This is a genomic window from Microbacterium sp. GQ128 (assembly GCF_059758615.1).
Genome location: NZ_JCAXDY010000003.1, coordinates 652,877 through 678,501, shown reverse-complemented (window position 1 = coordinate 678,501; position 25,625 = coordinate 652,877). Strand labels below are relative to the sequence as shown.

General features: G+C 70.6%; 23 protein-coding genes and 2 pseudogenes. 12 read left to right on the top strand and 13 right to left on the bottom strand.

Annotation, left to right across the window (positions count from 1 at the left end):
- Positions 1-17 precede the first annotated feature (17 nt).
- The 4 genes and pseudogenes from ptsP to dhaK all read right to left on the bottom strand — a co-directional run bounded on the left by ptsP (position 18) and on the right by dhaK (position 4,146).
- Positions 18-1,688, bottom strand: coding sequence for a phosphoenolpyruvate--protein phosphotransferase (gene ptsP / locus AC6CHX_RS13320; protein WP_498273210.1), 1,671 nt, complete (start codon positions 1,686-1,688; stop codon positions 18-20).
- Positions 1,689-1,811: 123 nt separating this feature from the next.
- A pseudogene (locus AC6CHX_RS13315) lies at positions 1,812-2,513 on the bottom strand (HPr family phosphocarrier protein); the annotation flags it as partial.
- On the bottom strand, positions 2,510-3,154 hold the full coding sequence (gene dhaL / locus AC6CHX_RS13310; RefSeq protein WP_498273193.1) for a dihydroxyacetone kinase subunit DhaL: 645 nt from the start codon (positions 3,152-3,154) through the stop codon (positions 2,510-2,512). The gene dhaL and the pseudogene AC6CHX_RS13315, both read right to left, overlap by 4 nt.
- Positions 3,154-4,146: a dihydroxyacetone kinase subunit DhaK gene (gene dhaK, locus AC6CHX_RS13305; protein WP_498273192.1), complete on the bottom strand. Its 993-nt coding sequence runs from the start codon at positions 4,144-4,146 to the stop codon at positions 3,154-3,156. Before dhaK ends, dhaL begins: the two co-directional genes overlap by 1 nt.
- A 158-nt stretch (positions 4,147-4,304) precedes the next feature.
- Between dhaK and AC6CHX_RS13300 the strand changes: the two genes are divergently transcribed.
- A complete protein-coding gene (locus tag AC6CHX_RS13300; protein WP_498273191.1) occupies positions 4,305-5,072 on the top strand; it encodes an IclR family transcriptional regulator in 768 nt (255 codons plus the stop codon).
- A 24-nt stretch (positions 5,073-5,096) separates the two neighbouring features.
- Here the strand turns inward: AC6CHX_RS13300 and AC6CHX_RS13295 are convergent, their stop codons facing one another.
- Positions 5,097-7,217 carry a RecQ family ATP-dependent DNA helicase gene (locus AC6CHX_RS13295; RefSeq protein ID WP_498273190.1) on the bottom strand — a complete coding sequence of 707 codons (2,121 nt, stop codon included), beginning with the start codon at positions 7,215-7,217 and terminating at the stop codon, positions 5,097-5,099.
- A gap of 92 nt (positions 7,218-7,309) precedes the next feature.
- On the opposite strand from AC6CHX_RS13295, the gene AC6CHX_RS13290 reads away from it, so the two are divergent.
- From AC6CHX_RS13290 to AC6CHX_RS13255, 8 genes are all read left to right on the top strand, one after another.
- Positions 7,310-7,729 carry a pilus assembly protein CpaE gene (locus AC6CHX_RS13290; RefSeq protein ID WP_136042338.1) on the top strand — a complete coding sequence of 140 codons (420 nt, stop codon included), beginning with the start codon at positions 7,310-7,312 and terminating at the stop codon, positions 7,727-7,729.
- Positions 7,730-7,825: 96 nt separating this feature from the next.
- Positions 7,826-8,800, top strand: coding sequence for a 1,2-phenylacetyl-CoA epoxidase subunit PaaA (gene paaA, locus AC6CHX_RS13285; protein ID WP_452325924.1), 975 nt, complete (start codon positions 7,826-7,828; stop codon positions 8,798-8,800).
- Positions 8,800-9,129 (top strand): 1,2-phenylacetyl-CoA epoxidase subunit PaaB, encoded by a 330-nt coding sequence (paaB, locus tag AC6CHX_RS13280; RefSeq protein ID WP_136042342.1) that lies wholly within the window; start codon positions 8,800-8,802, stop codon positions 9,127-9,129. Before paaA ends, paaB begins: the two co-directional genes overlap by 1 nt.
- Positions 9,126-9,989, top strand: coding sequence for a 1,2-phenylacetyl-CoA epoxidase subunit PaaC (gene paaC / locus AC6CHX_RS13275; protein WP_498273189.1), 864 nt, complete (start codon positions 9,126-9,128; stop codon positions 9,987-9,989). The genes paaB and paaC overlap by 4 nt, the downstream gene beginning before the upstream one ends.
- Complete coding sequence (gene paaD / locus AC6CHX_RS13270) at positions 9,983-10,477, top strand: 1,2-phenylacetyl-CoA epoxidase subunit PaaD (protein ID WP_498273188.1); 495 nt, start codon at positions 9,983-9,985, stop codon at positions 10,475-10,477. The genes paaC and paaD overlap by 7 nt, the downstream gene beginning before the upstream one ends.
- A gap of 1 nt (position 10,478) precedes the next feature.
- The gene (gene paaE, locus AC6CHX_RS13265) at positions 10,479-11,642 is read left to right on the top strand and encodes a 1,2-phenylacetyl-CoA epoxidase subunit PaaE (protein ID WP_498273187.1); all 1,164 of its coding nucleotides are present in this window, start codon (positions 10,479-10,481) and stop codon (positions 11,640-11,642) included.
- A 12-nt stretch (positions 11,643-11,654) separates the two neighbouring features.
- Complete coding sequence (locus tag AC6CHX_RS13260) at positions 11,655-12,425, top strand: enoyl-CoA hydratase/isomerase family protein (protein WP_498273186.1); 771 nt, start codon at positions 11,655-11,657, stop codon at positions 12,423-12,425.
- A gap of 159 nt (positions 12,426-12,584) precedes the next feature.
- On the top strand, positions 12,585-14,108 hold the full coding sequence (locus AC6CHX_RS13255; RefSeq protein ID WP_498273185.1) for an ATP-dependent DNA ligase: 1,524 nt from the start codon (positions 12,585-12,587) through the stop codon (positions 14,106-14,108).
- Positions 14,109-14,144: 36 nt separating this feature from the next.
- On the opposite strand, the pseudogene AC6CHX_RS13250 reads toward AC6CHX_RS13255, so the two are convergent.
- Positions 14,145-14,636, bottom strand: a pseudogene (locus AC6CHX_RS13250) (phosphoribosyltransferase); the annotation flags it as partial.
- Between the two features lie 163 nt (positions 14,637-14,799).
- On the opposite strand from AC6CHX_RS13250, the gene AC6CHX_RS13245 reads away from it, so the two are divergent.
- Positions 14,800-16,617, top strand: coding sequence for a thiamine pyrophosphate-binding protein (locus AC6CHX_RS13245; protein WP_498273184.1), 1,818 nt, complete (start codon positions 14,800-14,802; stop codon positions 16,615-16,617).
- A 21-nt stretch (positions 16,618-16,638) separates the two neighbouring features.
- On the top strand, positions 16,639-17,058 hold the full coding sequence (locus AC6CHX_RS13240) for a VOC family protein (protein WP_498273183.1): 420 nt from the start codon (positions 16,639-16,641) through the stop codon (positions 17,056-17,058).
- Here AC6CHX_RS13240 and AC6CHX_RS13235 read toward each other — a convergent pair.
- From AC6CHX_RS13235 to AC6CHX_RS13210, 6 genes are all read right to left on the bottom strand, one after another.
- Positions 17,055-17,435: a VOC family protein gene (locus AC6CHX_RS13235; RefSeq protein WP_136042354.1), complete on the bottom strand. Its 381-nt coding sequence runs from the start codon at positions 17,433-17,435 to the stop codon at positions 17,055-17,057. The two genes, AC6CHX_RS13240 and AC6CHX_RS13235, sit on opposite strands and share 4 nt — an antisense overlap.
- Before the next feature lie 142 nt (positions 17,436-17,577).
- Entirely contained in the window at positions 17,578-18,207 is a 630-nt protein-coding gene (locus AC6CHX_RS13230) for a response regulator (RefSeq protein WP_498273182.1), read from the bottom strand.
- Entirely contained in the window at positions 18,204-19,418 is a 1,215-nt protein-coding gene (locus tag AC6CHX_RS13225; RefSeq protein ID WP_498273181.1) for a sensor histidine kinase, read from the bottom strand. The genes AC6CHX_RS13230 and AC6CHX_RS13225 overlap by 4 nt, the downstream gene beginning before the upstream one ends.
- A 40-nt stretch (positions 19,419-19,458) precedes the next feature.
- The gene (locus AC6CHX_RS13220) at positions 19,459-20,214 is read right to left on the bottom strand and encodes an ABC transporter permease (protein ID WP_498273180.1); all 756 of its coding nucleotides are present in this window, start codon (positions 20,212-20,214) and stop codon (positions 19,459-19,461) included.
- A 1-nt stretch (position 20,215) separates the two neighbouring features.
- Complete coding sequence (locus AC6CHX_RS13215; protein WP_498273179.1) at positions 20,216-21,217, bottom strand: ABC transporter ATP-binding protein; 1,002 nt, start codon at positions 21,215-21,217, stop codon at positions 20,216-20,218.
- An 83-nt stretch (positions 21,218-21,300) separates the two neighbouring features.
- On the bottom strand, positions 21,301-23,172 hold the full coding sequence (locus tag AC6CHX_RS13210; protein WP_498273178.1) for an FAD-dependent monooxygenase: 1,872 nt from the start codon (positions 23,170-23,172) through the stop codon (positions 21,301-21,303).
- A 147-nt stretch (positions 23,173-23,319) separates the two neighbouring features.
- On the opposite strand from AC6CHX_RS13210, the gene AC6CHX_RS13205 reads away from it, so the two are divergent.
- Positions 23,320-24,030, top strand: coding sequence for an IclR family transcriptional regulator (locus tag AC6CHX_RS13205; protein WP_498273177.1), 711 nt, complete (start codon positions 23,320-23,322; stop codon positions 24,028-24,030).
- A gap of 126 nt (positions 24,031-24,156) precedes the next feature.
- Here AC6CHX_RS13205 and AC6CHX_RS13200 read toward each other — a convergent pair whose 3' ends face one another.
- A complete protein-coding gene (locus AC6CHX_RS13200) occupies positions 24,157-25,536 on the bottom strand; it encodes an MFS transporter (protein ID WP_136040509.1) in 1,380 nt (459 codons plus the stop codon).
- Positions 25,537-25,625 lie beyond the last annotated feature (89 nt).

Sequence of the window (25,625 nt, the reverse complement as noted above, 5' to 3'; positions counted from 1 at the left end):
ACGCATATACGACGCGATCACCGGGCATCGGCACGCTGCAGAGCGGCGGCTCCCACGGCCCTGGCCTCCTCCGCCGTCGCGGCCCCGAGCACGGCATCAGCAGCGCGACGGCACTCCTCCTCGGTCACGTCACGGAGCGCGTCGGCCACTCGTCCGAGCGACCGCGGGGTCATCGAGAGCGAGGTCGCTCCGAGTCCCACGAGCACCGGGGCGAGGGCCGGGTCCCCGCCCGCCTCGCCGCAGACGCCCACCGGTTTTCCGGCCGCACGCCCCGCCGCACCGACCATCCCGATCAGGCGCAGCACCGCCGGCTGCCACGGATCGTTGAGATCACCCAGGTCGCTCAGCAGCCGGTCGGCGGCCAGCGTGTACTGCGCGAGGTCGTTGGTTCCGAGGCTCACGAAGTCGACCACCTCGAACAGCTCGGCGGCGAGCAGTGCTGCCGACGGCGTCTCGATCATGATGCCGACGCGGCCGATCCCCGCCGCGCGCGCGAGCTCGGCGAACTCCCCGGCCTCTTCGACGGTGGCCACCATCGGGGCCATCACCTCGACCTCGGCCGCCTCCTCCGCCGCGGCGAGCGCGAGTGCACGTAACTGATCGTCGAGCAGCTGCGGCCGACGGCGTGCGATCCGGAGCCCCCGCACCCCGAGCGCCGGGTTGTCCTCCTCGTCGGAGTTCGCGAACGGGAGGGGCTTGTCGCTCCCCGCATCGAGTGTGCGCACGACGACCTTGCGATCGGGGAATGCGGCGAGCACCCCGCGATACGCGGCGGTCTGCTCCGCGACCGTCGGCGCCTCGGCCCGGTCGAGGAAGCAGAACTCGGTGCGGAACAGGCCGATGCCCTCTGCTCGTGCCGCCGCGGCGTTCACCGCGTCCGGGGTGCCGCCCACATTCGCCAGCAGCGCCACGCGGTGCCCGTCGGCGAGGCGCCCTGACCCGTCGAACTCCACCACGGTCGCGGCCGCCTGGGCTTCGGAGACGAGTGATGCCGGCGGGTCCACCTCGACCGTGCCGCGCCCGCCATCGACGAGGAGGGTCGAGCCGACCGGGATGCCTACCGCCCCGGCGACACCGACGACCGCGGGAAGACCGAGCGATCGCGCGATGATCGCGGTGTGCGACGTCGGCCCGCCTTGCTCTGTGACGAGCGCGACGCAGTGCCCTCCGGCGAGGGCCGCGGTGTCGGCGGGCGCGAGGTCCGTCGCCACGAGCACGAACGGCACGTCGCGCTCGGGAACCCCGGGCATGTCGACCTGCAGGATCTCGGCGATGATCCGGTCGCGCACGTCGCGGATGTCGGCGACACGCTCCGCCATCCGGCCGCCCAGCGCGGCCACACCCTTCTCGTGCGCTGCTGCGGTCTCCCAGATCGCGCGCGCCGCGCTGCGGCCCTTCGACCGGACGAGCGCCGTCGCCTCCGACACCAGCTCGGGATCGGAGGCCAGCAGGCGCGACGCGTCGAGGATCGCCCTGGTCTCCCCCGTCGCCTGGGACGTCCGCGCACGCAGCTGATCCGCCACGGCCACGGCTGCCCACTCGATCGCCGAGACCTCGGCGTCACGGTCCTCCACAGCGACCACCGCACCCGCCTCCGGCTCGCCGACCGCCGGCGCGAGATGCACGAGCGGCGCGGCCACCCGGCCGGGACTGACGCCGCGTCCCCGCAGCACCGCCCCGGGCGCGATGACGGGCACCGGAGCGTCGGACACCGGGGCGTCGGACACCGGAGCCGCGGATCCCGCAGCCGGCGAAGTGGCCGTCGGCGTCGCTTCGTCCGTCCCCTCTCCGAATCCGTCGGCGAACAGCGCCGACAGCTTCTCCAGCACCGCGGCGGACTCCGGCCCGCGCGCGACCAGTTCCAGTTCGTCGCCCTGCCGAGCCCCGAGGATCAGCAGTCGCGAGAGGCTCGCGGCCGACGCGTCCGGACCGTCGGGAAGACGACGCAGCCGCACATCGGCCCCGGCCGAGGCTTCCGCGATCAGCGCGGCGGGGCGCGCATGGATACCCAGCGGATTCCGCACCCGCACCCGTCGGACGAGCTCCTCGCCGGCGGGCTCGTTATCCGCTTCCGGCGATGGCCCCGCATCGTCGGGACCTCCGAGCTGCCCGGTCTTCGCGCCGAGTGCCGCGGTCGCCTCCTCAGCGACCGCGTCCAGTCCTCCGCCCGCCGCGGCGGAGACGACGGCGGCGAGCAGTCCCTCCACGAACGGAGCGGGCGCGAGCCGCACCGGGACGTCGCTCGACCGCAGTTCGAGCGCGAGCTCAGCACTCAGCACGGCCGATCCGAGGTCCATGAGGACCAGGACGCCGTCGCAGTCCGCCGCGAGCTCGTCGATGGCGGCAGCCACCGCCACCGCATCCGTCCCGAGGATCGGTGCGCCGTCACCGTCCACTCCCGCGCCGGCGGCGACCTGCACGCGCACCCCGTCGCCCTGCACCATCTGCAGGGCAAGCTCCAGAGCCGCCTCCCCGAGCCGAGCGCTGTGGGAGACGGCGACGATGCCGATCATCCGGCGCCGTCCGCCACGGCTGCGGCGAGCGTGTCGAACAGGATCGCCGTCGATGTGGCCCCCGGGTCGAGGTGCCCGGCGCTGCGTTCGCCGAGGTAGCTGGCCCTGCCCTTGCGGGCGACGAGCGGGAGCGTGGCGTCGCGACCGTCGGCTGCCGCATCCGCTGCCGTCCTGACGGCATCGGCGACGGACGCACCTCCGGCGAGCGCGGCATCGAGCGCATCGACGGCCGGAGCCATCGCGTCGAACATCGTCTTGTCGCCCGCCTCGGCCTTCCCCCGCGCCACGATGCCGTCGAGGCCTGCGCGCAGGGCGGCGGCGAGCGCCGACCCGTCGAGCTCGGACACGGCACCGGCCGCCATCCCCATCCGCAGGAAGAACGTGCCGTAGAGCGGTCCGCTGGCCCCACCCACGGAGCTCACCAGCGTCATGCCCACGGTCTTCAGCAGCTCATCGACCGTGGCGGGAGCGCCCGCCGCGAGCTTCTCGCTCACGGCGTTCATCCCCCTGGCCATGTTCGCGCCGTGGTCGGCGTCGCCGATCGCCGAGTCGAGCTCGGTGAGCCAGTCGCGCTTCTCCGTGACAGCCGCACCGAAACGGGAGACCCAATCCGTGAGGACAGCGGTGTCGACAGCCGCCATCAGGCACCCCACCGCAGTCCGGGGGTGTTCACGGGGGCGTCCCAGAGCCGCAGCAGCTCGTCGTCGGCCTTGAGCACCGTGACCGAGCAGCCCGCCATGTCGAGCGAGGTGATGTAGTTGCCCACCAGATTCCGGGCGATCTGCACCCCGGACTTCTCGAGGATCGCCGCGACCTCGCCGTACATCAGGTACAGCTCGATCAGCGGCGTCGCCCCCATGCCGTTGAGCATCACGATCGCCGTGCCCGCCGCGTCGATGTCGCCGAGGATCGGCTCGACGAGCTGTCGGGCGATCTCGGATGCCGGCGCGAGCGGTTCACGATGACGACCGGGCTCCCCGTGGATGCCGATGCCGATCTCCATCTGGTCGTCCGGGAGGTCGAAGGTGGGCTTGCCCGCGGCGGGAACCGTGCAGCTGGTGAGCGCCATGCCCATCGAGCGGCCCTGGCCGTTGACCTTCTTTGCCAGCTCCACGACGGCGGCGAGGTCGCGGCCCTCTTCGGCTGCGGCTCCGACGATCTTCTCGAGCAGCACCGTCAGGCCCACTCCTCGGCGACCTGCCGTGTACAGCGAGTCCTGCACGGCGACGTCGTCGTCCACGGTGATGCTGCCCACCTCGATCCCCTCCATGGAGGCGAGCTCGGCGGCCATCTCGAAGTTCAGCACGTCGCCGGTGTAGTTCTTCACGATGTGGAGCACGCCGGCTCCGCGATCGACCGCCTTCGTAGCGACCTGGACGCGGTCGGGCGTCGGGGAGGTGAAGACCTCGCCGGCGACGGCGGCATCCAGCATCCCGATGCCGACGAAGCCTCCGTGCAGCGGCTCATGGCCGGACCCGCCGCCGGAGACGATTGCGACCTTGCCCTGCGCCTTGGGCGTCGCCCGCGTGATCACGTGGTTCTCCAGGTCGACGGAGAGTTCGGGATGAGCGAGAGCCACCCCCTTCAGGGATTCGACGAGAACGTCCTCGGGGGCGTTGATGAGCTTCTTCATCGTTCGATCTCCTTTGATCCTCGGGATTTCTTTCGCAGAATCCGAAAGCAATTCGTTAATGTCGAATATGCTCGGAGCCTGCCGGGTTGTCAAGATCATCCTGAAGACCGGCACGGCAGACGCACCGGCTCGACGACGCACCGGAAGGAGGCTCCCCCGTGATCCAGGCGATCGACCGCGCGGCGAAGATCCTCGAACTGCTCCAGGGAGCACGCCACCTCGGCATCACCGACCTCGCCGCAGCGCTCAGCCTGCCTCCGTCGACCGTGCACGGAATCGTCAAGTCGCTGCGCTCGCACGGCCTCGTCGCGAAGGAGCGCGGGGGGCAGCGTTACATGCTCGGGCCCACGCTGCTGCGCCTCAGCAACGTGTACCTCGACACCCTCGACGTGCGTGCGCGGGCGATGCGCTGGACGCAGGAGCTCGCTCGTCGCACCGACCTCTCGGTGCGACTGGGCGCCCCGCACTTCACCGACGTGCTCGTGATCCACCACAACCTGCGCCCCGATGACAGCCAGCAGATGCTGGAGACCGGTGTTGCCATCCCCGCGCACGCCTCCGCCATGGGCAAGGTGCTGCTCGCCTACGACCAGGGCTTCCAGCAGACCGTCTTCGAGCAGCCGTTGCGCAGCCTCACCGGCGACACGATCACCGACGTCGCCCGCCTGACCCTGGAACTGCCCGCGATCGCGGAGCGCGGCACCGCCGGCGAGTTCGACGAGGCCGTGCTGGGCGAATCCTCGCTGGCCGCCCCCGTCGCCGATGCCTCCAACGACATCGTCGCGGCGGTCGCGGTGGTCCTGCCGACCTCCCAGACGCCGGCCTCCGACGCGATCATGAACGCCCTGCGGGAGACGGCCAGGAACATCTCGCGGGAACTCGGCGCGACCTCGTGGCCGCCCCGCGTCGCGCCCGCCGACGACTGACTCCGATCGCCGGTCCGGACCTCCTCAGCCGCGCAGCGCCAGGGCGAAGGGCAGCACCTGAGTCGCACCGGCCTGCCGCAGTACCCGGGCGGCGACCGTCATCGTCCATCGACTGTCGACCAGGTCGTCCACGAGCAGCACCGGTCCCGCCGGAACGTCGAGGTGCTCGGCGCTGAACCGATCCCAGAGGCCGGCGAGACGGAACACGCTGTTGCCGCCGGGCTGCCCGGTGGGCCCACCGCCGACCGGCTCGAGCGCCCCGAGGTAGGGCAGTCGCCCGACATCGGCGAGGCCGCGCGCGAGCGAGTCGACCAGCAGGGGATGCGACCGCGAGGGCAGGGCGACCACGGCCACCGGGCGCTCCTCCCAGCCCCATCCGGCGAGCACGCGGATGCAGGCTTGGAGCAGCTGCGGCGTCACCGGCGCATCCGCTGCTCCCGCGGCGAAGAGTTCGCGCAGCGCACCGCCCCACCCGAGATCGGTGAGTCGAGCCAGCGCCCGCCCCTCTCCCGCCTGCTCGTCGGCGGGGATGCGGCCCTTGACCGGCACCTCCAACCGATCGGCACCCGTCGGCCAGGCGCGACGGGGTTCGATCGGAACACCGACCCGGTCGAGCGACTCCGCGGCCTGCGTGGTCGCGGACTCCCCGATCTCGCGCGGGAACCACCCGCCCGCGCAGTTGTCGCACCGCCCGCACGGCGCGGCCGTGTCGTCATCGAGCGAGCGCTGGAGGAACTCCATGCGGCATCCGTCGGTCTGCTCGTAGTCGATCATGTGCTGCTGCTCGGCGACGCGCTCGGCGGCGATGCGCTCGTAACGCTCCGCGTCGTAGGTCCACGGCTCGCCGGTCGCGACCCAGCCGCCCTGCACGCGTCGCACCGCGCCGTCGACGTCGAGCACCTTGAGCAGCAGCTCGAGCGGCGTCCGCCGGATGTCGACCATCGCCTCGAGCGCCGGCGTCGAGATCGGGGCGTCTCCGAGCGCACTGATCACGCGCTCCGCCCGCTCCCGGTCGGGCATCGACGCGGTGGCGAAGTAGTGCCAGATGTCGCGGTCTTCGACGCCGGGGAGCAGCAGCACGTCGGCGCTCTCGCTCGCACGACCAGCACGGCCGACCTGCTGGTAGTAGGCCACGGGCGACGACGGCGCACCGAGGTGCAGGACGAAGCCCAGATCGGGCTTGTCGAACCCCATGCCGAGCGCGCTGGTGGCGACCAGCGCCTTGACCTCGTTGCGCTTGAGCATCCCCTCAGACTCCGCGCGCTCGTCGGTGTCGGTCTGCCCGGTGTACGCGCGGACGTCGTGCCCGTGATCACGCAGCAGCCGGGCGGTGTCGACCGCAGCGGCGACGGTCAGCGTGTAGATGATGCCCGACCCCGGCAGGTCGTCGAGGTGGCTCAACAACCAGGCCAGGCGGCTCGCCGAGTCGCGCAGCCGCAGCACACCCAGCCGCAGCGAGGTGCGCGCGAGGGGTCCGCGGATCGTGAGCACGGGCGCCGCGTCGCCCTCGCCGGCATGAAGACTGCCGAGCTGCTCGGCGACATCGGCCACGACCCGGCTGTTCGCGGTCGCGGTGGTCGCGAGCACCGGCACGTCGGCGGGCATCTGCGCGATCAGGTCGCGCAGCCGCCGGTAGTCGGGGCGGAAGTCGTGGCCCCAGTCGCTGATGCAGTGCGCCTCGTCGACCACGAGCATGCCGATGCGACGGACGAGTGCCGGCAGCTGCTGCTCGCGGAAGGCCGGGTTGTTGAGCCGCTCCGGGGAGACCAGCAGCACATCGACCTCGTCACGATCGAGCTGCGCGAGCACGTCGGACCACTCGTGCGCATTGGTCGAGTTGATGGCGACCGCGCGCACACCCGCCCGCTCGGCCGCGGCGATCTGGTCGCGCATGAGGGCCAGCAGCGGCGAGACGAGCACGGTGGGCCCCGCGCCCTGGCGTCGCAGCAGCAGCGTCGCGACGAAGTAGACCGCGGACTTGCCCCATCCGGTGCGCTGCACCACGAGCGCACGCCGGCGCCCCTCGACCAGCGCCTCGATCGCCTCGTACTGCCCGTCGTGGAAGTCGGCGTCCGGGCGGCCGACGAGCTCGCGCAGGGCCGACAGTGCAGCATCGTGGGTGCCGGCAGGGGCTGGGGAGGTCATGCCTCCACTCTGCCTCACCCCGCCGACACGACCGGCCCCTCATCCCAGCCCGCTCGCATCCCGGGCGATCCTCCGTCGTCTAGCGTGAAGGGATGATCACTCGCGAGCTCGCCGTCACCCTTCGAGAGGCCGGACTCGTCTGGCACCCCGCGGAGGGCGATCGCTTCCAGCTCGATCTGCCCGACGAGGTCGAACTCGAGGCGGAGGCCGAGGTCTTCACGGTCAGCGAGATGACGATCGAGGCCAGGCAGACCCCGAGCGGAACCGACCTCGCCTTCAACGGCACGACCGAGTGGGCGCTGGACGCGGTGACGCTCGCCGACGCGGTCTGGCTGCCGCGCGAGGACCAGTTGCGCGAGCTGCTGCGCGGCACCTTCCGCTCACTGACGCGCGTCGAAGACGCCTTCCGCGTCGAGATCGAGATCGCGGACAGCTCCGAGATCTTCGAGCATCCGGACCCGTCCGAAGCGTACGGTCGCGCGCTGCTGGAGCTGATCTCCCGCTCGCACTGAGCCGCGCTACAGGGCCGTCTTGAAACGCGCCATCCTCTGTGTCAGAATTACCTAACGATCGGTCAGTAAAGATGACCGGATGCCGAGGAGTCGATGATGACCAGTCCCGCAGACCTGTCCCTCGTGGGCGAGATCTCCGATGAGGAGCGCCTGTTCGACGAGCTCATCGCGAACGAGCAGCGCATCGAGCCGCGCGACTGGATGCCCGACGCGTACCGCAAGACCCTGGTGCGCCAGATCTCCCAGCACGCGCACTCCGAGATCATCGGCATGCAGCCGGAGGGCAACTGGATCACGCGCGCCCCGAGCCTCAAGCGCAAGGCGATCCTGATGGCAAAGGTGCAGGACGAAGCGGGCCACGGCCTCTACCTCTACTCCGCCGCACAGACGCTCGGCACCACCCGCGACGAGATGATGGACCAGCTCATCAGCGGCAAGGCCAAGTACTCCTCGATCTTCAACTACCCCACGCCCACCTGGGCCGACATGGGTGCGATCGGCTGGCTCGTCGACGGCGCGGCGATCTGCAACCAGGTGCCGTTGTGCCGGGCGTCCTACGGCCCTTACGGACGCGCGATGGTGCGGGTCTGCAAGGAGGAGTCGTTCCACCAGCGGCAGGGCTTCGAGATCCTCCTCTCCCTCATGCGCGGCACCGACGAGCAGCGCGAGATGGCGCAGGATGCCGTGAACCGCTGGTACTGGCCGAGCCTGGCGATGTTCGGGCCGCCCGACGATCAGTCCCCGAACTCGGCGCAGTCGATGAAGTGGAAGATCAAGAGGTTCTCCAACGACGAGCTGCGTCAGCGCTTCGTCGGGATGCTCGTGCCGCAGGCCGAGATCCTCGGCGTGACGCTCCCCGACCCCGACCTGCGCTTCGACGAGGAGACGGGGCAGTACGTGATCGGCGAGATCGACTGGGACGAGTTCTTCGAGGTGCTCCGCGGCAACGGACCCTGCAACGCCGAGCGGCTCGAGCGCCGACGCACCGCGCACGAAGAGGGTGCCTGGGTGCGCGAGGCCGCGGCCGAGTACGCCCGCAAGCAGTCCCTGAAGACGAAGGCGGTGGCGTGATGGCGACTCCGGGAGCCGACCCTTCGACAGGCTCAGGGACCCATGGTGGGGAATTGTGGCCGCTGTGGGAGGTGTTCGTCCGCGCCAATCGCGGGCTGAGTCACGTCCACGTCGGATCGCTGCACGCGCCCGACGCCGAGATGGCGATCCGCAACGCCCGTGACCTCTACACGCGCCGCGGCGAGGGGGTCTCGATCTGGGTCGCGCCGGCCGAGGCGATCACGACGAGCGACCCGGATGCGAAGGGCGCCTACTTCGAGAGCCCCGCCGGCAAGAACTACCGCCACGCCGTCTACTACACCGCCTCCGAGGGGGTGCCGCACCTGTGAGCGCGCCACACCTGAACACCGCGCACGGAGACACCGACGTCCACGGCGATGTCCACGGCGACGTCTCGGTCGACGAGCTCCGCCTCTCGCAGGAACTCTCCGGCACCGGCGCGGTCGCGACATCGGCAGACATCGCGGAGTATGCGCTGAGGCTCGGCGACGACGCGCTCATCCTCTCCCAGCAGCTCGGCGAATGGATCTCCCGTGCCCCCGAGTTGGAGGAGGACGTCGCTCTGGGCAACATCGCCCTCGACCTGCTCGGGCACGCGCGCTCCTTCCTGCACTACGCCGGGTCGTACGACGGCCGCAGCGAAGACGACCTCGCCTTCTTCCGCGACGAGTCGGAATTCCGGTGCGCCTGGATCGTGCAGCAGCCCAACGGCGACTTCGCCCAGACCATCGCCCGCCAGTTCGTGGTGGCCACCTGCATGTTCGAGCTCTATTCGGCGCTCCGATCCAGCAGCGATGAGACGTTCGCGGCGATCGCGGAGAAGTCGCTCAAAGAGGTCGACTACCACCGGGATCACGCGGTGCAGTGGATGCTGCGCCTCGCGGGAGGCACCGAGGAGTCCCGCACCCGGATCATCCGGGCGATCGGAGACGTCTGGCCGTACGTCGATGAGCTGTTCCGCGACGACGACCTGATCGAGCGGCTCGGCGATGCGGCGGTGCGCCCGTCGAGCCTCCGCACCGGGTTCGACGGTGTGGTCGCCACGGTCTTCGCCGAGGCGGAGCTGTCGGTGCCCGCGGTCGCGGCTTCCTCCGCCGGCGGACGGCACGGCGCCCACGCGACGCCGCTCGGCCACATCCTCGCCGAGATGCAGGTGCTCGCGCGACGGCATCCGGGGGCGTCATGGTGACCCTCACCCCGACCCAGGCGGCCTGGCGCATCGCCGCCGGTGTGCCCGACCCCGAGGTCCCCGTGCTCACGATCGAGGACCTCGGCGTGCTCCGGGCGGTCGAGGCCGACGGCGATCGCGTCTGGGTCGACATCACCCCGACCTACAGCGGCTGCCCCGCGATGGACACGATCCGCGACGACGTGATCCTCGCGCTCACGGCCGCCGGGGTCGACCGGGTCGAGGTGCGCCTGGTCCTCTCCCCCGCCTGGACGACGGACTGGATGTCGGACGCCGGCAAGGCCAAGCTCGCCGCCTACGGAATCGCACCGCCGTCCGGCCGTGCCGCGGTGTCGACCGGTCCCATCCGGCTCGCGCTCAGCGTGCGCTGCCCCCGCTGCGGTTCGCTCGACACCCGTGAGGTCTCCCACTTCGGCTCCACCTCGTGCAAGGCGCTGTTCGAATGCCGCGCGTGCCTCGAGCCCTTCGACCATTTCAAGGTGCACTGACATGTCGCTCTTCACCTCCGCGCCCGCTGTCGTCCCCCGTGCGACGACGGCACGCGAGACCGCTCCCCGAAAGCGCGCCCGCTTCCACACCCTCACCGTCGAAGACGTGCGCCCCCTCACCGACGACGCGGTCGAGGTGACGTTCACGGTGCCCGCCGCCCTCGCCGACGAGTACGACCACCTTCCCGGCCAGTACGTGGCGCTGCGCACCACGCTCGACGGGGTCGAGGTGCGGCGCTCCTACTCGCTGTGCCGGGCGCCGGAGCACCGCGACGACGGGCAGGACACGCGTCTCAGCGTCGCCGTCAAGCGCGACGAGGGCGGGCTCTTCTCCACGTGGGCGCAGACGGGGCTGCACGCGGGATTCCAGATCGACGTGATGAGCCCGCAGGGCACGTTCACCTCGGGGCTCGACGACCTCGACCACCGGCATGTCGTCGGCATCGCAGCGGGCTCCGGCATCACGCCGCTGATGGCGCTCGCGCACACGGCGCTGACCCGCTCCGACTCGTCGCGGTTCACGCTGCTGTACACGAACCGCGCCACGCTCGACGTGATGTTCCTCGAAGATCTCGCCGACCTCAAGGACCGGTACCCGACCCGGCTCGTGCTGCACCACGTGCTCTCGCGGGAGCAGCGGGCGGCACCGGTGCTGTCCGGCCGGATCGATGAGGAGAAGCTGCGCACGATCCTCGGCACGCTGATCCCTCCCGCCACCGTCGACGAATGGTTCCTGTGCGGACCGCTCGCCCTCGTCGACCTCTGCCGCGAGGTGCTGGCCGACGTCGGCGTCGACCGCTCGCACATCCGCTTCGAGCTGTTCACGACCGGCGATGAGCCCGCGCGCGCCGCCCGACCCGTGCATGTGCGCGCCGGTGAGAAGACCGTGCGGATCGAGGTGACCCTCGACGGCGTCTCCTCCACCGTGGAGAGTCCGGTCGACGCGCACGAGTCCGTGCTGAACGCCGCCCTGCGCGTGCGCCCCGACGCCCCCTTCGCCTGTGCGGGCGGGGTCTGCGGCACCTGCCGAGCGCGGGTGCTCGAGGGCAGCGTCACCATGGCCGAGAACTACGCCCTGGAGCCCGATGAGCTCGAACGCGGGTTCGTGCTCACCTGCCAGTCCCACCCGACGAGCGACCGCGTGGTCGTCGACTACGACGTCTGACCAGGAGCCTCCATGATCGACCTCACCATCGCCGACGACGTCGCCACGATCGTGCTGAATGCACCGGCGAAGCTGAACGCGCTCGACGAGCACGCGCTCGGCGAGCTGGATGCCGCGTACGAGGCCGCGGAGACCGCGGGCGTGCGGGCACTGGTGGTGCGCGGCGAGGGTCGCGCCTTCTGCGCCGGGCGCGACATCTCGGCGGTCGACCCGCGCGACGACGATGTGCTCGGCTACCTCGGTGGGCTGGTCACCCCGTTGCTGCAGCGGATGGCACGGTTCCCCGCACCGACCTTCGCGGTCGCGCACGGCGCGTGCCTCGGGGTCGGTCTGGGCCTCCTGATCGCGACCGATGTCGTGTACGTCGCCGAGTCCGCGAAGATCGGCTCCCCGTTCGCCGCACTCGGTGCGACCCTCGACTCCGGCGGCCATGCGCTCTTCCTCGACCGGCTCGGGGCACACAAGACGCTCGACCTCATCTACACCGGGCGCCTGATGAGCGGGGCCGAGGCCGTGGCTTCGGGTCTCTTCTCGCGGGTCTTCCCCGACGACGAGGTCATGCAGGCGACGACGGACGCCGCCGCGACGGCCGCCCGCGGCGCCACGGCGGCCTTCCTCGCGAGCAAGGAGCTGATCGCGCGCATCCGCGACGAGAGGCTCGCGCTGTGGGATGCGGTCGGCATCGAGAACGCCGCGCAGGCCGCCCTGTGCGACACCGACGACTACCGCGAGGGTTTCGCCGCGTTCCAGGAGAAGCGGAAACCGGAGTTCCACGGGCGCTGAGACGTGACGACGGCCCGCACGCGCGCGCGCAGCAGGCCATCACGCCGCATCAGGCGGTTCGTCAGCGAATCGGCCTGATGCGGAGCCTTTGCCTGTCCACGACCTGCGCCCCGGTCTACGGAACCTGCTGATGTCGGAGGCCGGTGCGAGAATGCTCGGATGAAGCTCGCAGAGCTGGTCACCACGACCGACCGCGTCGGGGCCACGTCGTCCCGGCTCGCCAAGATCGATGCCCTCGCCGAGTTGCTGACGCGTGCCGACCCGTCCGAGCTCCCGATCGTCATGGGCCTCCTCCTCGCCTCACCGCGCCAGGGCAGATTGGGCGTCGGATGGCGCGGGCTCGCGGCCATCGACATCGCGCACGCCGACGAGTCCACACTGACGGTCGGCGATGTCGACGCTTCGCTCGATGCCCTCGCCTCGACGTCCGGTTCGGGCTCGGCGGCGGGCCGCACCGGCATCCTCGTCGATCTCGGCTCGCGGGCGACCGCAGCCGAGTGGGACTTCCTCGTGCGGGCGATGCTCGGCGAGCTGCGCACCGGTGCCCTGTCGGGCGTTCTCCTCGACGCGATCGCCCGGGCGTCCGACCGTCCGGCGGCCGTCGTCCGACGGGCCGCGATGCTGTCGGGCGACCTCGGCGAGACCGCGCGCATCGCCGTCACCGGAGCGCCCGGTGACCTCGAGGCGGTCGGGCTCCAGGTGGGGCGTCCGGTGCTGCCGATGCTGGCATCGACCGCGGCGACGGCGTCGGAGGCCCTGCAGGTCACCGGCGAGGCATCCGTGGAATACAAGCTCGACGGCGCCCGCATCCAGGTGCACCGCCACGGTGACGAGGTCGGCGTCTACACGCGGAGCCTCGCCGACATCACGCACCGGGTGCCCGAGATCGTCGAGATCGTGCGGTCGCTGCCGGTGCACGACATCATCCTCGACGGCGAGACGCTGTCGCTCGACGAAGACGGCGGCCCGAGACCGTTCCAGGAGACCATGTCGCGGTTCGGGGCCGAGGTCTCGCGGGAGCTCGTGCTGCGACCGTGGTTCTTCGACGTGCTGCACGTGGATGGGCGCGATCTGCTCGACGAACCGCTCTCGACCCGGCTGACCGAGCTGGAACGGGTGGCCGGTGCATGGCGGATGCCGGGCATCGTCACGACCGACGCGGATGTCGCCGAGCAGCTGTCGCGCGAAGCCCTCGCCGCCGGGCACGAGGGTGTCGTGGTCAAGGCGATCGACGCGCCCTACGCCGCAGGGCGCCGCGGGAAGTCATGGGTCAAGGTCAAACCGGTGCTGACCTTCGACCTGGTGGTCCTCGGCGCGGAGTGGGGCTCAGGGCGTCGTCGCGGGTGGCTCTCGAACCTGCACCTGGGAGCGCGCGATCCCGACGGCGAGTTCGGCGACCCCGGCGGGTTCGTGATGGTGGGCAAGACCTTCAAGGGGCTCACCGACGAGCTGCTGCGGTGGCAGACCACCGAGTTCCCCGAGCACGAGTCGCACCGCACGGCCTCCACCGTTTTCCTGCGCCCCGACATCGTCGTCGAGATCGCGATCGACGGCGTGCAGCGTTCCCCGCGGTATCCGGGTGGCGTCGCGCTCCGCTTCGCCCGGGTGAAGGGCTACCGTCCGGACAAGACCGCGGCAGAAGCCGACACGATCCAGACGCTGCGGTCGCTGCTGCGGGGGTGACTCGCCGGGCGAGGGCGGTTCAGGCCGACGGCGCGAGCCCAGGTCCTCTTCGCGCACCGTGCCCTGGAACGACCACGGGAAGTTGATCCAGAGGTCGGTGTCCTTCCAGGCGAAGTCCGGCTGGATGATCGTCGAGGGCTTGGTGTAGATCGTGACCGAGCGCACGTCGGCGCCCTTCTCCTGCAGCAGCTGCACGGCCAGCGCGAGCGTCCGCCCGGAGTCGGCCACATCATCGACGAGCAGCACCCGGCGGCCGTCGAGGTACGCCATGTCGAGTTCCGGGGGAAGCACCTCGGGCGCATCCAGCACCGTGCCGATCCCGGTGTAGAACTCGACGTTGATCGCGCCGCAGTTCTTCGCCCCGAGACCGTACGCGATGGCACCGGCCGGGAGCAGCCCGCCGCGGGCGATCGCCACGACCACCTCCGGCTCGAAGCCCGTGGCGAGGATGTTCCGCGCCAGCTCTCGTGTCGCCGCTCCGAAGCCGTCCCAGGTCAGTGTCTCGCGCTCGAGCGCCGCATCCGTCATCTCTGCATTCTCCCGCATCCCGGTATGCACTCTCGCCGCTAGACTGAGCGGGTCCGGCCCGGCCGGTGCCTGAAAAAGAGGCACGAAGCACTTCGCGAAGACGCGGAGGCGAGACACATACGGATCCCGCAGTTCCTCCGTCCCTGTCTCGAAAGGCTTTCGCATGCCCACCGTCTCCGCACACGTCGCTCTCACCCTCGCCCAGCACATCGACTCGGTCTTCGGCGTGATGGGCAACGGCAACGCCTACTTCCTCGACGCGATCGAGACGCAGACGGACGCGTCCTTCACCGCCGTCCGCCACGAGCAGGGCGCCGTGGTCGCCGCTGACGCCCACTTCCGCGCGTCCGGGCGCATCGCCGCCGGCACCTCGACGTACGGCGCCGGATTCACCAACACGCTGACCGCTCTGGCCGAGGCCGTGCAGGCGCACGTGCCGCTCGTGCTCGTGGTCGGCGACGAGCCCACGTCCGGCCCGCGCCCGTGGGACGTCGACCAGATCGCGCTCGCCTCTGCCGTCGGTGCGCGCACCTATACGGTCGGCCGAGCGGATGCCGCCGCCACGACGGTCATCGCCATCGAACACGCGCTGACCAATCGCGTCCCCGTAGTCCTCGCCATCCCCTACGACGTCGCGGCTCTCGAAGCCGGCGACGTTCCTGCAGCTCCGTCGCCGCGGGTGCCCGCTCCGCTCGCGCCGCGTGGCGAGTTCGCTGAGGGGATGCTCGACGAGATCGCGGATGCTCTGCGCACGGCGCAGCGGCCGTTCCTCCTGGCGGGCCGCGGGGCGTGGCTCTCCGGAGCAAGCGCGGCGCTGGGCGAGCTCGCCGCTGCGACCGGTGCATTGACAGCATCGTCGGCTCTCGGGCGGGGCGTCTTCCCCGACACGCGGTACGACCTCGGCGTCACGGGCGGCTTCGGTGCCGATGGCGCGATGGAACTCATCCGCACAGCCGACGTGGCCGTGGTGTTCGGGGCCTCGCTGAACCAGTTCACGATGCGCTTCGGCGAGCTCTTCGCGCCGGGGACGAAGGTGTTCCAGGTCGACATCGCCCCCGCGGCCACCCACGCCCACGTCGGCGGGTTCGTGCGCGCCGACGCACGTCTGGCCGCCGAGTCCCTCGTGTCCCGGCTCGCCACTCCCTCCGCCGCTTCCACATCCGCGCCCGCTTCCGCATCCACTCCCGCTTCCACCTCCACTCCCGCTTCCGCATCCACTCCCGCTTCCAGCCCGCACAACTTCGGAGATGCCGGCCGCCACGCCGAGTCCGCGGCCGCACCTGCCCGCGTGTCGCCCTCGATGTCCGAAGCTGTGTCGTCGAGCCCGTGGCGGGAGACCGTCGACGTCGCGGCGGCCCGGGCGTATGAGGCCGGTGACGACCTCGCCGCCGACGGACGCCTCGACCCGCGGTCGGCCGCGCGTCGCATCGCGGAGCTTCTTCCCGAAGACCGCATCGTCGTGTCCGACGGCGGCCACTTCATCGGCTGGGCGAACATGTACTGGCCGGTCGCCGCGCCCGATCGGATGATGATGATCGGCACGGCCTTCCAGTCGATCGGGCAGGGCTGGCCGAGCGTCGTCGGGGCCGCCCTGGCTCGGCGCGAATCGACCGTGGTGCTCACCTCGGGCGACGGCGGCGGACTGATGGCGATCGCCGATCTCGAATCCGCTGTCCGCGCGGCCGGCGGCCGGGGCATGGCCGTCGTCTGGAACGACGCGGCGTATGGAGCCGAGGTCAACCTCTACGGCCTCAAGGGACTGGCAGAGGGACCGATGCGCATCCCCGAGGTGGACTTCGCCGCGTTCGGTGCAGCCGTCGGAGCGGAGGGCGTCGTCGTGCGCACGCTCGCCGACCTCGACCGCCTCGAGAGCTGGACCGCTGAGGATGCCGCGTCCCGCCGCTTCCTCCTCCTCGACCTGCGCATCTCCGGGGATGTCATCGCGCCGTATCAGCAGGAGATCATCCGCGTGAACTCCTGACGCGACTGGCAGACTCGGAAGATGCCAGGTCTCCATCACGTCGAACTGTGGGTCGCCGACCTCGATGCCGTGCGCACGGAATGGCGCTGGATCCTGGAGCGCCTGGGCTTCACGCTCGACAGCGAATGGGGCGGCGGGGAGTCCTGGGCTGCGGGCGGCACCTACCTCACCTTCACGACCTCACCGAATCTGTCGGATGCCGCGCACGACCGTCGCCGCGCCGGCCTCAACCATCTGGCGTTCCACGGTGGCACCCCCGCTGCCGTGGATGCGCTCATGGCCGAGGCTCCTGCGCACGGCTGGCACCCGCTCTACGCCGAGCGCTACCCGCACGCGGGCGGCGAGCAGCACTATGCGGGGTGGCTCGAGAACGCCGCAGGCTTCAAGGTCGAGGTGGTCGCCGACACCGCGTCGATGTCGGCGACCACCACTGCCGTCTAGCTCTGAGCGCCGTAGTCCGGGAGCTCCTGCAGCGTCCAGCTGTTGCCGTCCGGGTCGTCGAAGGACACGAACCGCCCCCAATCCATGTTCTCCACGCCTCGGGCTTCGACGCCGAGCCCCTGCAGATGCGCCAGCGCCTCATCGGCGTCGGGAACCACGACCTGGATCGTGTTCTGCTGTCCCGGCTCGAGATCGATGCCGAGACCGGTGCCGAACGCGATCGAGCAGGCCGACCCCGGCGGAGTCATCTGCACGAACCGCAGACCCTCGACGGGCGTCTGGTCCCAGTCGGCGTTGAAGCCGATCTTCTCGTAGAAGGCCTTCGACCGGTCGACGTCCGAGACCGGGACGAAGATGAGTTCGATCTTCCAATCCATCACGCACTCCTCCTGTCGGGCGCCGTCGCCCGTCGGCGTCCACGGTACGCGCGGCCACCGACGTCGCACCAGAGCTCCGACGGACCAGATCCGGACGGATCACCCGACCTCAGCCCACCCGACCCCGTCGGACGACTGAAGGTCAGATCCAGCCCTTGTCGACCGCGATCCGCACGGCCTGGGCCCGGTTCGTCGCCCCCGTCTTACCGATCGCCGCAGAGAGATGGTTCCGCACGGTTCCGGCGGAAAGGAACACGTCCGCCGCGATGTCCGCGGCCGAGCGGCCGTCCGCGGCGAGGCGCAGCACCTGGCGCTCCCGGTCGCTCAGCGGGTTCGCCCCTTCGAACAGGCTGTCGGCTGCGAGCACCGGGTCCAGCACGCGCAATCCGGAATGCACGCGACGAACGGCCTCCGCGAGCTGCTCGGCAGGAGTGTCCTTCACGATGAAACCGCTGGCTCCGGCATCCAGGGCCGAACGCAGGTAGCCCGGGCGCGCGAAGGTGGTCACGACGAGGATCCGCGTCTGCGGGCTCGCCTCGCGGATGCGTCGCGTCGCCTCCACCCCGTCCATGCCCGGCATCTGGATGTCCATCAGGCACACATCGGGCCGCAGCTCCTCGGCCAGCCGCAGCGCCTCCGCACCGTCGGAGGCCATGCCGATCACGGCGAGATCGGGCTCCAACTCGAGCAATGCCCCGAGGGCACCGCGCACCAGGGCCTGGTCGTCGGCGATCAGCAGGCGGATGCCGCCGCCCTCACCTGCGGCCGTCACCAGGTCACCTCCACGCGGGTTCCCGAACCATCGGCTTCTCGCGCCGCGGCGATTACGAAACCCGCTCCCGCCGCCGCCGCACGCTCGCGCATGCCACGGATGCCGTTCCCCGCCTCGTCACCCGCACCGTCGGCGATGCCGACCCCGTCGTCTTCGACCACCAGCCGCCCGGGCGCCAGCAGCACCCGCACCGCGCGCGCCCCGGAATGACGCAGCACATTGGTCGTCGCCTCGCGCAGGATCCACCCCGCCGTGATGGCCTGGACCGGCGACAGGGCATCGGCTTCCCCCTCGACCTGCAGGGCGATCTCGGCCGCGCGGAGCGAGTCCCGCGACGACGCGAGCTGCTCGACCAGCGTCGTCGCCCGCGCACCCGCCACCGACGACCGCACCCCGGCGATCGCCTCCGCGGTCAGTCGCTCGATGTCGGCCAGCTCGGTCTTGGCGCGCTCCGGGTCCGAGTCCATGAGACGACGAACGAGCTGGGCCTTGAGTCCGACGACCGTCAGCGAGTGGCCGATCAGGTCGTGCACGTCGCGGGCGACGGCTTCGCGCCCCTCGCTGGTCGCCAACTCGAGACCGAGCTGCTCCGCCTCGCCGGAACGGATGATGAGCCAGGTGGACACCGTGTTGACCACGCCGAGCAGTCCGACGATCGCCAGGACGGACAAGTAGTTCAGTCCGCCGGGCAGCAGGAAGACGCAGAGGGCCGTGACGGCGAAGGCGCCGACCGTCGCGATCCAGTGCCACACGCGCGTGAGCCCGTACGAAGCGAACGACATGACGAACGGGAGGAAGCTGAGCGCCGATCCTCCCTCCGCCGGCACCGAGACCAGGGCGCACAGGATGAGGGCGGCGAACGTGACCCACTGCCTCGTCGACGGTGGCCTGCCCAGCCCCCCGCCACCGCGCATGCCATGGATGAAGCCACTGACGTACAGCACGACGAACGTGACCAGCGCGATCCAGCCCACGACGATCCACGCGAGGGGTGCCTCGGAGCGCAGCAGCGCGATCACCGGGTAGACGAGGAAGACCAGCCAGATCACGGCCATCAACCAGCCGAACCGCGCCCACGGGTCCTTTCCGACCGCTCCGCGCGAGGACCTCGCTCCCGGAGCCGACCATGCGGCCGGCGGCGCTCCCAGGGCGGCGAACCGCCCGGCCTCTCCGGATGGTTCCGAGGAGGCCCGCTTCGAGTGCTGCGTCATCCGTCCAACCTACTGTCGTCCCGCGATGCTGCCGGCGCGGCTACTGCCGCGCCCGCGAACGCTTCATGCCCATGGTGACCAGCAGCACGAACAGCGCGAGCCACACGGCGACGTTGAGGAACAGCATCCACAGCTCATCCGTCTGCCCCGTGGTGAGGGTGCCGTCGGTCAGGGGCCAGCGACTCAGAGCGACGAAGCCGTAGAGAGGTGTGAACCGGGCGATGTCGAGCATGACTCCGTCGAGGGGCATGAAGACGTTGCCGAAGAACGCGAAGAAGGTCATCGAGATCGACGCGAGCGCGGCCGCCGAGTCGGAGCTGAAGAACAGACCGACGCCGAGGCCGAACAGTCCGTACATCAGACCGATGCCGAGGATGATGCCCGCGGTCGCGACCCAGCGCCAGCCGTCCTCGGCCTCCGCGCCGGTCATCATCCCCGCGGCGAAGACCGCCACCAGTGCCAGCGCCGCGAAAGCGACCGCCGTGAGCAGCTTCGTCAGCGCGTAGCCCGCTGTCGTCAGCGGCGTCATGGCGAGCTGACGACCCCAGCCCTGCTTCGCCTCGGTCGCCGCGAGCGAGGTCAGAGAGCTCATCGCGACCGCCGTGCCGTATGCGGCCATCGAGGTCATCACGTAGAACGAGACGTTGCCGTGCCCGGCCGAGAGCGAGCCGTAGCCCATCCCGGCGCCGAACAGCAGGTACATCGCGACCGGCATCGCCAGGGTGAACGCGAGCGTGTAGGGGTTGCGCAGCTGGCGGACGCCTTCGATGCGCAGCATGGTGGGTGAGACGAGCATGTCAGTTCTCCGTCAGAGCCGTGAAGGCGGTTTCGAGGGTGGGTGCGGCGATCTCCAGGTCGTGAGCGCCGCCGTCGAGCAGGATGCGGGCGGCCGCGTCGGAATCCGCGGCGCGCAGGCTCAGGCGGTCGCCGTCCAGCCGCACGTCGACGACGCCGTCCGTCGCGCTCAGCGTCGCGACGAGCGCGGCAGCGGCCGCACCGGTCGCACCGGTCGCACCGGTCGCACCGACCGTCGCGGACACGGTCCGCTCCCCCAGGCTCGCTCGCAGCAGGGCCGTCGGCGCATCCGCGACCACCGCGCCGCGGTGCATCACCACGGTGCGCCGCGCGAACTGCTCCGCCTCCTCCAGGTAGTGGGTGGCGAAGATGATCGTGCGCCCGGCATCCGCATCGGCCCGCATCACGTCCCAGAAGTGCCGCCGGGCCGTGACGTCCATGCCGGCCGTCGGCTCGTCGAGCACGAGGATGTCGGGGTCGGACACCATCGCGAGCGCGAACTTCACCCGCTGCTGCTCGCCCCCCGAACACTTGGACACGCGGCGGCGGGCGAGGTGCACCAGGTCGGCGCGGGCCATGACCTCCGGCACCCGCGCGGCTGCTTCCGCTCCGTACAGCGAAGCGATGAGGCGCACGGTCTCGCCCACGGTCAAGTCGCCCAGCAGGCCGCCGGTCTGCAGCACCGCGCCGATCGCCCCACTCGAGGTCGCCTGCTCGGGAGCCACCCCGAGCACCCGGACGCTGCCGCTGCTGGGCTCGGTGAGTCCCAGGAGCATGTCGAGCGTCGTCGTCTTGCCCGCGCCGTTCGGGCCGAGCAGCGCGACGACCTCGCCACGACGGATCGAGAGGTCGACCCCGCCGACGGCCTGCACACGGCGGTCGCCCGAGCCGAAGTGGCGTGTGACGCCGTGCAGCTCGAGCACGACCGGATCATGGTTCGGGGCTTCGGATGCCGGACGCGCGGTGACCTGCGTCGCCGACCCGTCCACGGAGGTGTTGTTCATGCCTCCAGCCTCGCGGGAGGAGCTTCCCCGCGCCGGAGGGAGGTGTCATCTCCTCGGCATGACACGTGTCATGCCGAGGAGACTCAGCGTGCCGGCAGCAGCGCCCCGTCGAGGAAGCCCGCGAGCTCGTCCACCGCGTCGAGCGGCAGGATCGCCGCCACGTACTGGTCGGGTCGCACGACGACCACCACGCCGTCGCGCGAGAGCTCGCGCGCGGCGAAGATGTCGGTCTCGGTCCACTTGCTGGGGCCCGCCGCATAGACCTTCTCCCAGTCGGTGAGCCCGAGCGGACCGGTCTTCGGCTGGAACAGCTCAGGCGCCGACGTGACCTCGACCTCCTCGAACGGCTGCTGGTACACGGCCTTCACATCGAACACGGCGTCGACGTCGGCATCCGACGGTGTGAAGCGCGCGAACAGGGGCTCGGCTTCGGCGGCCCAGACCGCGAGCGCCTCCCCGGTGCGGTCGCCGAAGGCGTACACGCGCCAGCGGCCGTCCGCCTTCGCATGGTGTCCCAGGTGGGTGACGTTGCCGTCGCCCACGCGCATGACCTCGGCCGACTTGAAGCGCTTGCCGAGAGGGTAGCCGGCCGCGAGAGCCTGGTGCGCGTCGCTGCCGGTGATCATCGACGAGGTGTACTGCGTCATGAAGCCCGACGGGAACTCGGCGGTGGCGAGGTAGTAGGTCGCGAGGTCGCCGGGGTCGGAGATCTCCTCGGGCTTGCGTGCCATGAGGCTCGACCACTCGCGGTCGAAGTCGATGAGCTGCTGCGCCACCGGACGCCGCTCGGCACCGTACGTCGCGAGGAGCGCCTCGGGAGCACGGCCGGTGAGCACCGAGCCGAGCTTCCAGCCGAGGTTGAAGCCGTCCTGCATCGAGACGTTCATGCCCTGGCCCGCCTTGGCGCTGTGGGTGTGGCAGGCGTCGCCGGTGAGGAACACGCGCGGTGTGCGCCCCGACTCGTCGATCACGTCGTCGAACCCGTCGGTGACGCGGTGACCGACCTCGTAGACGCTGTGCCAGGCGACCTCGCGCACATCGAGCGTGTACGGGTGGAGGATCTCGTTGGCACGACGGATGATCTCCTCGATCGGCGTCTGCCGCACGCGGTGGTCGTCATCGGCGGCGACCTCGCCGAGGTCGATGTACATGCGGGAGAGGTAGCCGCCCTCGCGCGGGATGTGCAGGATGTTGCCCGCCTCGGAGTTGATGGCGCACTTGGTCCGCCAGTCCGGGAAGTCGGTGTTGACGAGCACGTCCATCACGCCCCACGCGTGTGCGGCGGAGGCGCCGACGTGGGTGCGCCCGATCGCCTGTCGCACGCCGCTGCGAGCGCCGTCGCAGCCGGCGACGAACTTGGTGCGGATCGTCCGCTCCTCCCCCGCGCGCTCACCCGCGACGTAGCGGACGCGCACCTCGACCGGGAACTGGCCGTCGTCGTGAACGGTGAGGCCCACGAACTCGACCCCGTAGTCGGGGGCGATCCGCCCCGGCCCGTTCGCCGCCGCCTCGGCGAAGTAGTCCAGCACGCGCGCCTGGTTGACGATCAGGTGCGGGAACTCGCAGATGTCGTACGCGTAGTCGGCGGTGCGCGAGGTGCGGATGATCTCGTCGCGCTTGTCGGGGTTCGGGCCCCAGAAGTTCATCCAGCCGATGTTGTAGGCCTCGGCGATGATCCGCTCGGCGAACCCGAACGCCTGGAAGGTCTCGACACTGCGCGGCTGGATCCCGTCGGCCTGTCCCAGCGGAAGACGGCCGTCGCGCTTCTCGATGATGCGGGTGGAGATGCCGGGGTACTGGGACATCTGGGCGGCGAGGAGCATCCCGGCGGGCCCGGAGCCGACGATCAGCACGTCGATCTCATCGGGGAGGTCGGTCGGTCGGTCGAGCCCGACGCCGGCGGCGTCCTGCACGCGCGGGTCAGCGGAGACGTAGCCGTGGTGGTGGAACTGCATCGTCGTCGATTCCTTCCGGACTTCTTCGTCGGTCCTGTGCTTCGGGTATTGCGCGCAGCGGATACGTGTTCTATATTCGAACACACTGTTCTACTATTGAACACAGCGTAAACCGCCACGCTGACGATCGCAAGGAGGAGCGCACGCATGCCCGAGACCCCGAGCGTCTCTCCCGCCTCGCAGACGCTGAGTCGCGGCATCCGCATCCTCGAAGTCCTCGCCGACGCGCGCGGCGCCCTCACGATCGACGCGATCGCGGCTCGTCTCGGCGTGCACCGCTCGATCGCCTATCGCCTGCTGCGCACGCTCGAGGACCACGGGCTCGTCACGCGGGACGCGGCGGGGGCGGTGAGCCTCGGCGCTCGAATGGCGGCCCTCGCGGCCGGCGTCGCGCACGACCTGCAGGCCGAGGCTCTCCCCGAGCTCACCGCGATCGCCAACGAGCTCGGGATGACGTGTTTCCTCGCCGTGCTCGACGGCGCCGAGTGCATCACACTGGCCAGCGTCGAACCGCGGCACGCGGTCGCGAGCGTCGCCCAGCGTCCCGGCGCGCGGCACGCGGTCACGGTCGGTGCGCCCGGCAAGGCGATCCTCGCCCAGCTGCCCGTGGGCGAGTGGCCCGCCGACGCGCCCGCGACACTGTCCGCCGATGTCGAAGCGACCAGGGTCCGCGGTTACGCCACCAGCCACGACGAGGTCATCCCCACCGTGCAGTCAGTCGCCGTGCCTCTCGTCCTGCGCAATCAGCGCCTGGCCGCGATCGCCGTGGTGCATGTCGCGACGGATCTCGACGACGCCCAGATCGCCGCGCGCCTGCACCGCTCGGCGGCCGTCATCCGCGAGGCCCTCGACGGCTGAGCCCTCTGCCGTCCCGGCCTTTGCCTCCCCCCGCACTGCAGAACGCTCCCGTCGCACTCTCCGTCGGTCCCCGCAACGGAGAGCGACAGGAAGTGCGACGGGAGCGAGGTCAGCGCGCGGAAGGAATCAGACCTTCGCGAGGCCACGGATCGGGCTGACCGACTGCTCTTCCTCGTGGTCCGGACCGAGCGGGATGCCCGAGCGGTCGCGCAGCAGGAGCGTGGCGATCAGGCCGAGCACCGTCATCCCGGCGAGATACCAGGTGACCGCGTCGGTCGAGCCCGTGGCACTCACGATGGCCGTGGCGATCGTCGGCGCGAAGGCCCCACCCGCGATGGCACCGATCGCATACGAGATCGAGACTCCCGAGAACCGGATGCTCGCGGGAAACAGCTCGGCGTAGAGCGCCGCCTGCGGGCCGTAGGTGAAGCCGAGGCCGATGGTCAGGATCGCAAGCCCGGCGAACAGCAGGCCGATCTCGCCCGTGTTCACGAGAGGGAACAGCGTGAACACTCCGACGAGCTGCATGACCCAGCCGATGATGTAGGTCGTGCGGCGACCGATCCGGTCCGAGATCCAGCCGGCGAGCAGCGTCGTGAGCAGCCAGGTGACCGCGGAACCGGCGACCGCCCAGAGCACCGGACCGCGCTCGAGGCCGATCGGCCCCTCGGGGTTGGTGGCATAGCCCTGGATGTATCCGCCGGTTGTCATGTACCCGACCGCGTTGTTGCCGGCGAAGACGAACGCGGCGACGATCACGAGCAGCAGGTGCTTCCGGAAGAGCTGCGCGATCGGCATCCGCGCCTTCTCCTTGCGCTCGGCGAGCTCGGTGAAGACCGGGCTCTCCTCCACCTTGCGTCGCACGTAGTAGCCGATGAGGATCAGCACCACGCTGAGGAGGAACGGCACACGCCAGCCCCAGGCGGCGAACTGCTCGCCGGGAGCCACCACGGTCATCAGCGCCATCACCCCGGACGCGAGCAGCAGTCCGAGGGGCACACCGATCTGCGGCGAGGCGCCGAAGATGCCGCGCTTCTTGCGCGGAGCGTGCTCGACGGCCATCAGCACGGCACCGCCCCACTCGCCACCGGCCGAGATGCCCTGGACGATGCGCAGGAGCACCAGCAGGATCGGGGCCATGATGCCGATCGTCTCGTACGTGGGCAGCAGGCCGATCAGTGCGGTCGCCGCTCCCATCAGGATCAGCGTCCACATCAGCACGGCCTTGCGTCCGAGCTTGTCGCCGTAGTGACCGGCGAGGAAAGCGCCGAGCGGCCGGAACAGGAAGCTCACGCCGACCGTGGCGAAGCCGACGAGCGCGCTGTTCGCACCGAGCGGCTCGAAGAACAGCTGGCCGAACACCAGCCCGACCGCCGTGGCGTAGATGAAGAAGTCGTACCACTCGACCGTGGTGCCGACGACGGTGGCGAAGACGACGCGGCGCCGATCGGCCGCTGTCGCGATGGTTCCGGTGGGCGTGAACCCACCCTGTGACTGCCCACTCATGGGGTGTCTCCTTTGGTTGTGACCGCATTGTCACGGCGTGCAGCGGATGCGGATCCGGAGTGCTTGCCGAGGGGTGAACCGATAATATA

Bases quoted from the DNA above. Each gene is read 5' to 3' on its own strand.
- AC6CHX_RS13240 (WP_498273183.1), top strand. From the start codon at position 16,639: ATGCCAGGTCTCCATCACGTCGAACTGTGGGTCGCCGACCTCGATGCC.
- AC6CHX_RS13290 (WP_136042338.1), top strand. From the start codon at position 7,310: ATGATCACTCGCGAGCTCGCCGTCACCCTTCGAGAGGCCGGACTCGTC.
- paaE (WP_498273187.1), top strand. From the start codon at position 10,479: ATGTCGCTCTTCACCTCCGCGCCCGCTGTCGTCCCCCGTGCGACGACG.
- AC6CHX_RS13235 (WP_136042354.1), bottom strand. From the start codon at position 17,435: ATGGATTGGAAGATCGAACTCATCTTCGTCCCGGTCTCGGACGTCGAC.
- AC6CHX_RS13215 (WP_498273179.1), bottom strand. From the start codon at position 21,217: ATGAACAACACCTCCGTGGACGGGTCGGCGACGCAGGTCACCGCGCGT.
- AC6CHX_RS13225 (WP_498273181.1), bottom strand. From the start codon at position 19,418: ATGACGCAGCACTCGAAGCGGGCCTCCTCGGAACCATCCGGAGAGGCC.
- dhaL (WP_498273193.1), bottom strand. From the start codon at position 3,154: ATGGCGGCTGTCGACACCGCTGTCCTCACGGATTGGGTCTCCCGTTTC.
- AC6CHX_RS13295 (WP_498273190.1), bottom strand. From the start codon at position 7,217: ATGACCTCCCCAGCCCCTGCCGGCACCCACGATGCTGCACTGTCGGCC.
- AC6CHX_RS13260 (WP_498273186.1), top strand. From the start codon at position 11,655: ATGATCGACCTCACCATCGCCGACGACGTCGCCACGATCGTGCTGAAT.
- paaD (WP_498273188.1), top strand. From the start codon at position 9,983: ATGGTGACCCTCACCCCGACCCAGGCGGCCTGGCGCATCGCCGCCGGT.
- AC6CHX_RS13255 (WP_498273185.1), top strand. From the start codon at position 12,585: ATGAAGCTCGCAGAGCTGGTCACCACGACCGACCGCGTCGGGGCCACG.
- AC6CHX_RS13200 (WP_136040509.1), bottom strand. From the start codon at position 25,536: ATGAGTGGGCAGTCACAGGGTGGGTTCACGCCCACCGGAACCATCGCG.
- AC6CHX_RS13220 (WP_498273180.1), bottom strand. From the start codon at position 20,214: ATGCTCGTCTCACCCACCATGCTGCGCATCGAAGGCGTCCGCCAGCTG.
- AC6CHX_RS13205 (WP_498273177.1), top strand. From the start codon at position 23,320: ATGCCCGAGACCCCGAGCGTCTCTCCCGCCTCGCAGACGCTGAGTCGC.
- dhaK (WP_498273192.1), bottom strand. From the start codon at position 4,146: ATGAAGAAGCTCATCAACGCCCCCGAGGACGTTCTCGTCGAATCCCTG.
- AC6CHX_RS13210 (WP_498273178.1), bottom strand. From the start codon at position 23,172: ATGCAGTTCCACCACCACGGCTACGTCTCCGCTGACCCGCGCGTGCAG.
- paaB (WP_136042342.1), top strand. From the start codon at position 8,800: ATGGCGACTCCGGGAGCCGACCCTTCGACAGGCTCAGGGACCCATGGT.
- paaA (WP_452325924.1), top strand. From the start codon at position 7,826: ATGACCAGTCCCGCAGACCTGTCCCTCGTGGGCGAGATCTCCGATGAG.
- AC6CHX_RS13245 (WP_498273184.1), top strand. From the start codon at position 14,800: ATGCCCACCGTCTCCGCACACGTCGCTCTCACCCTCGCCCAGCACATC.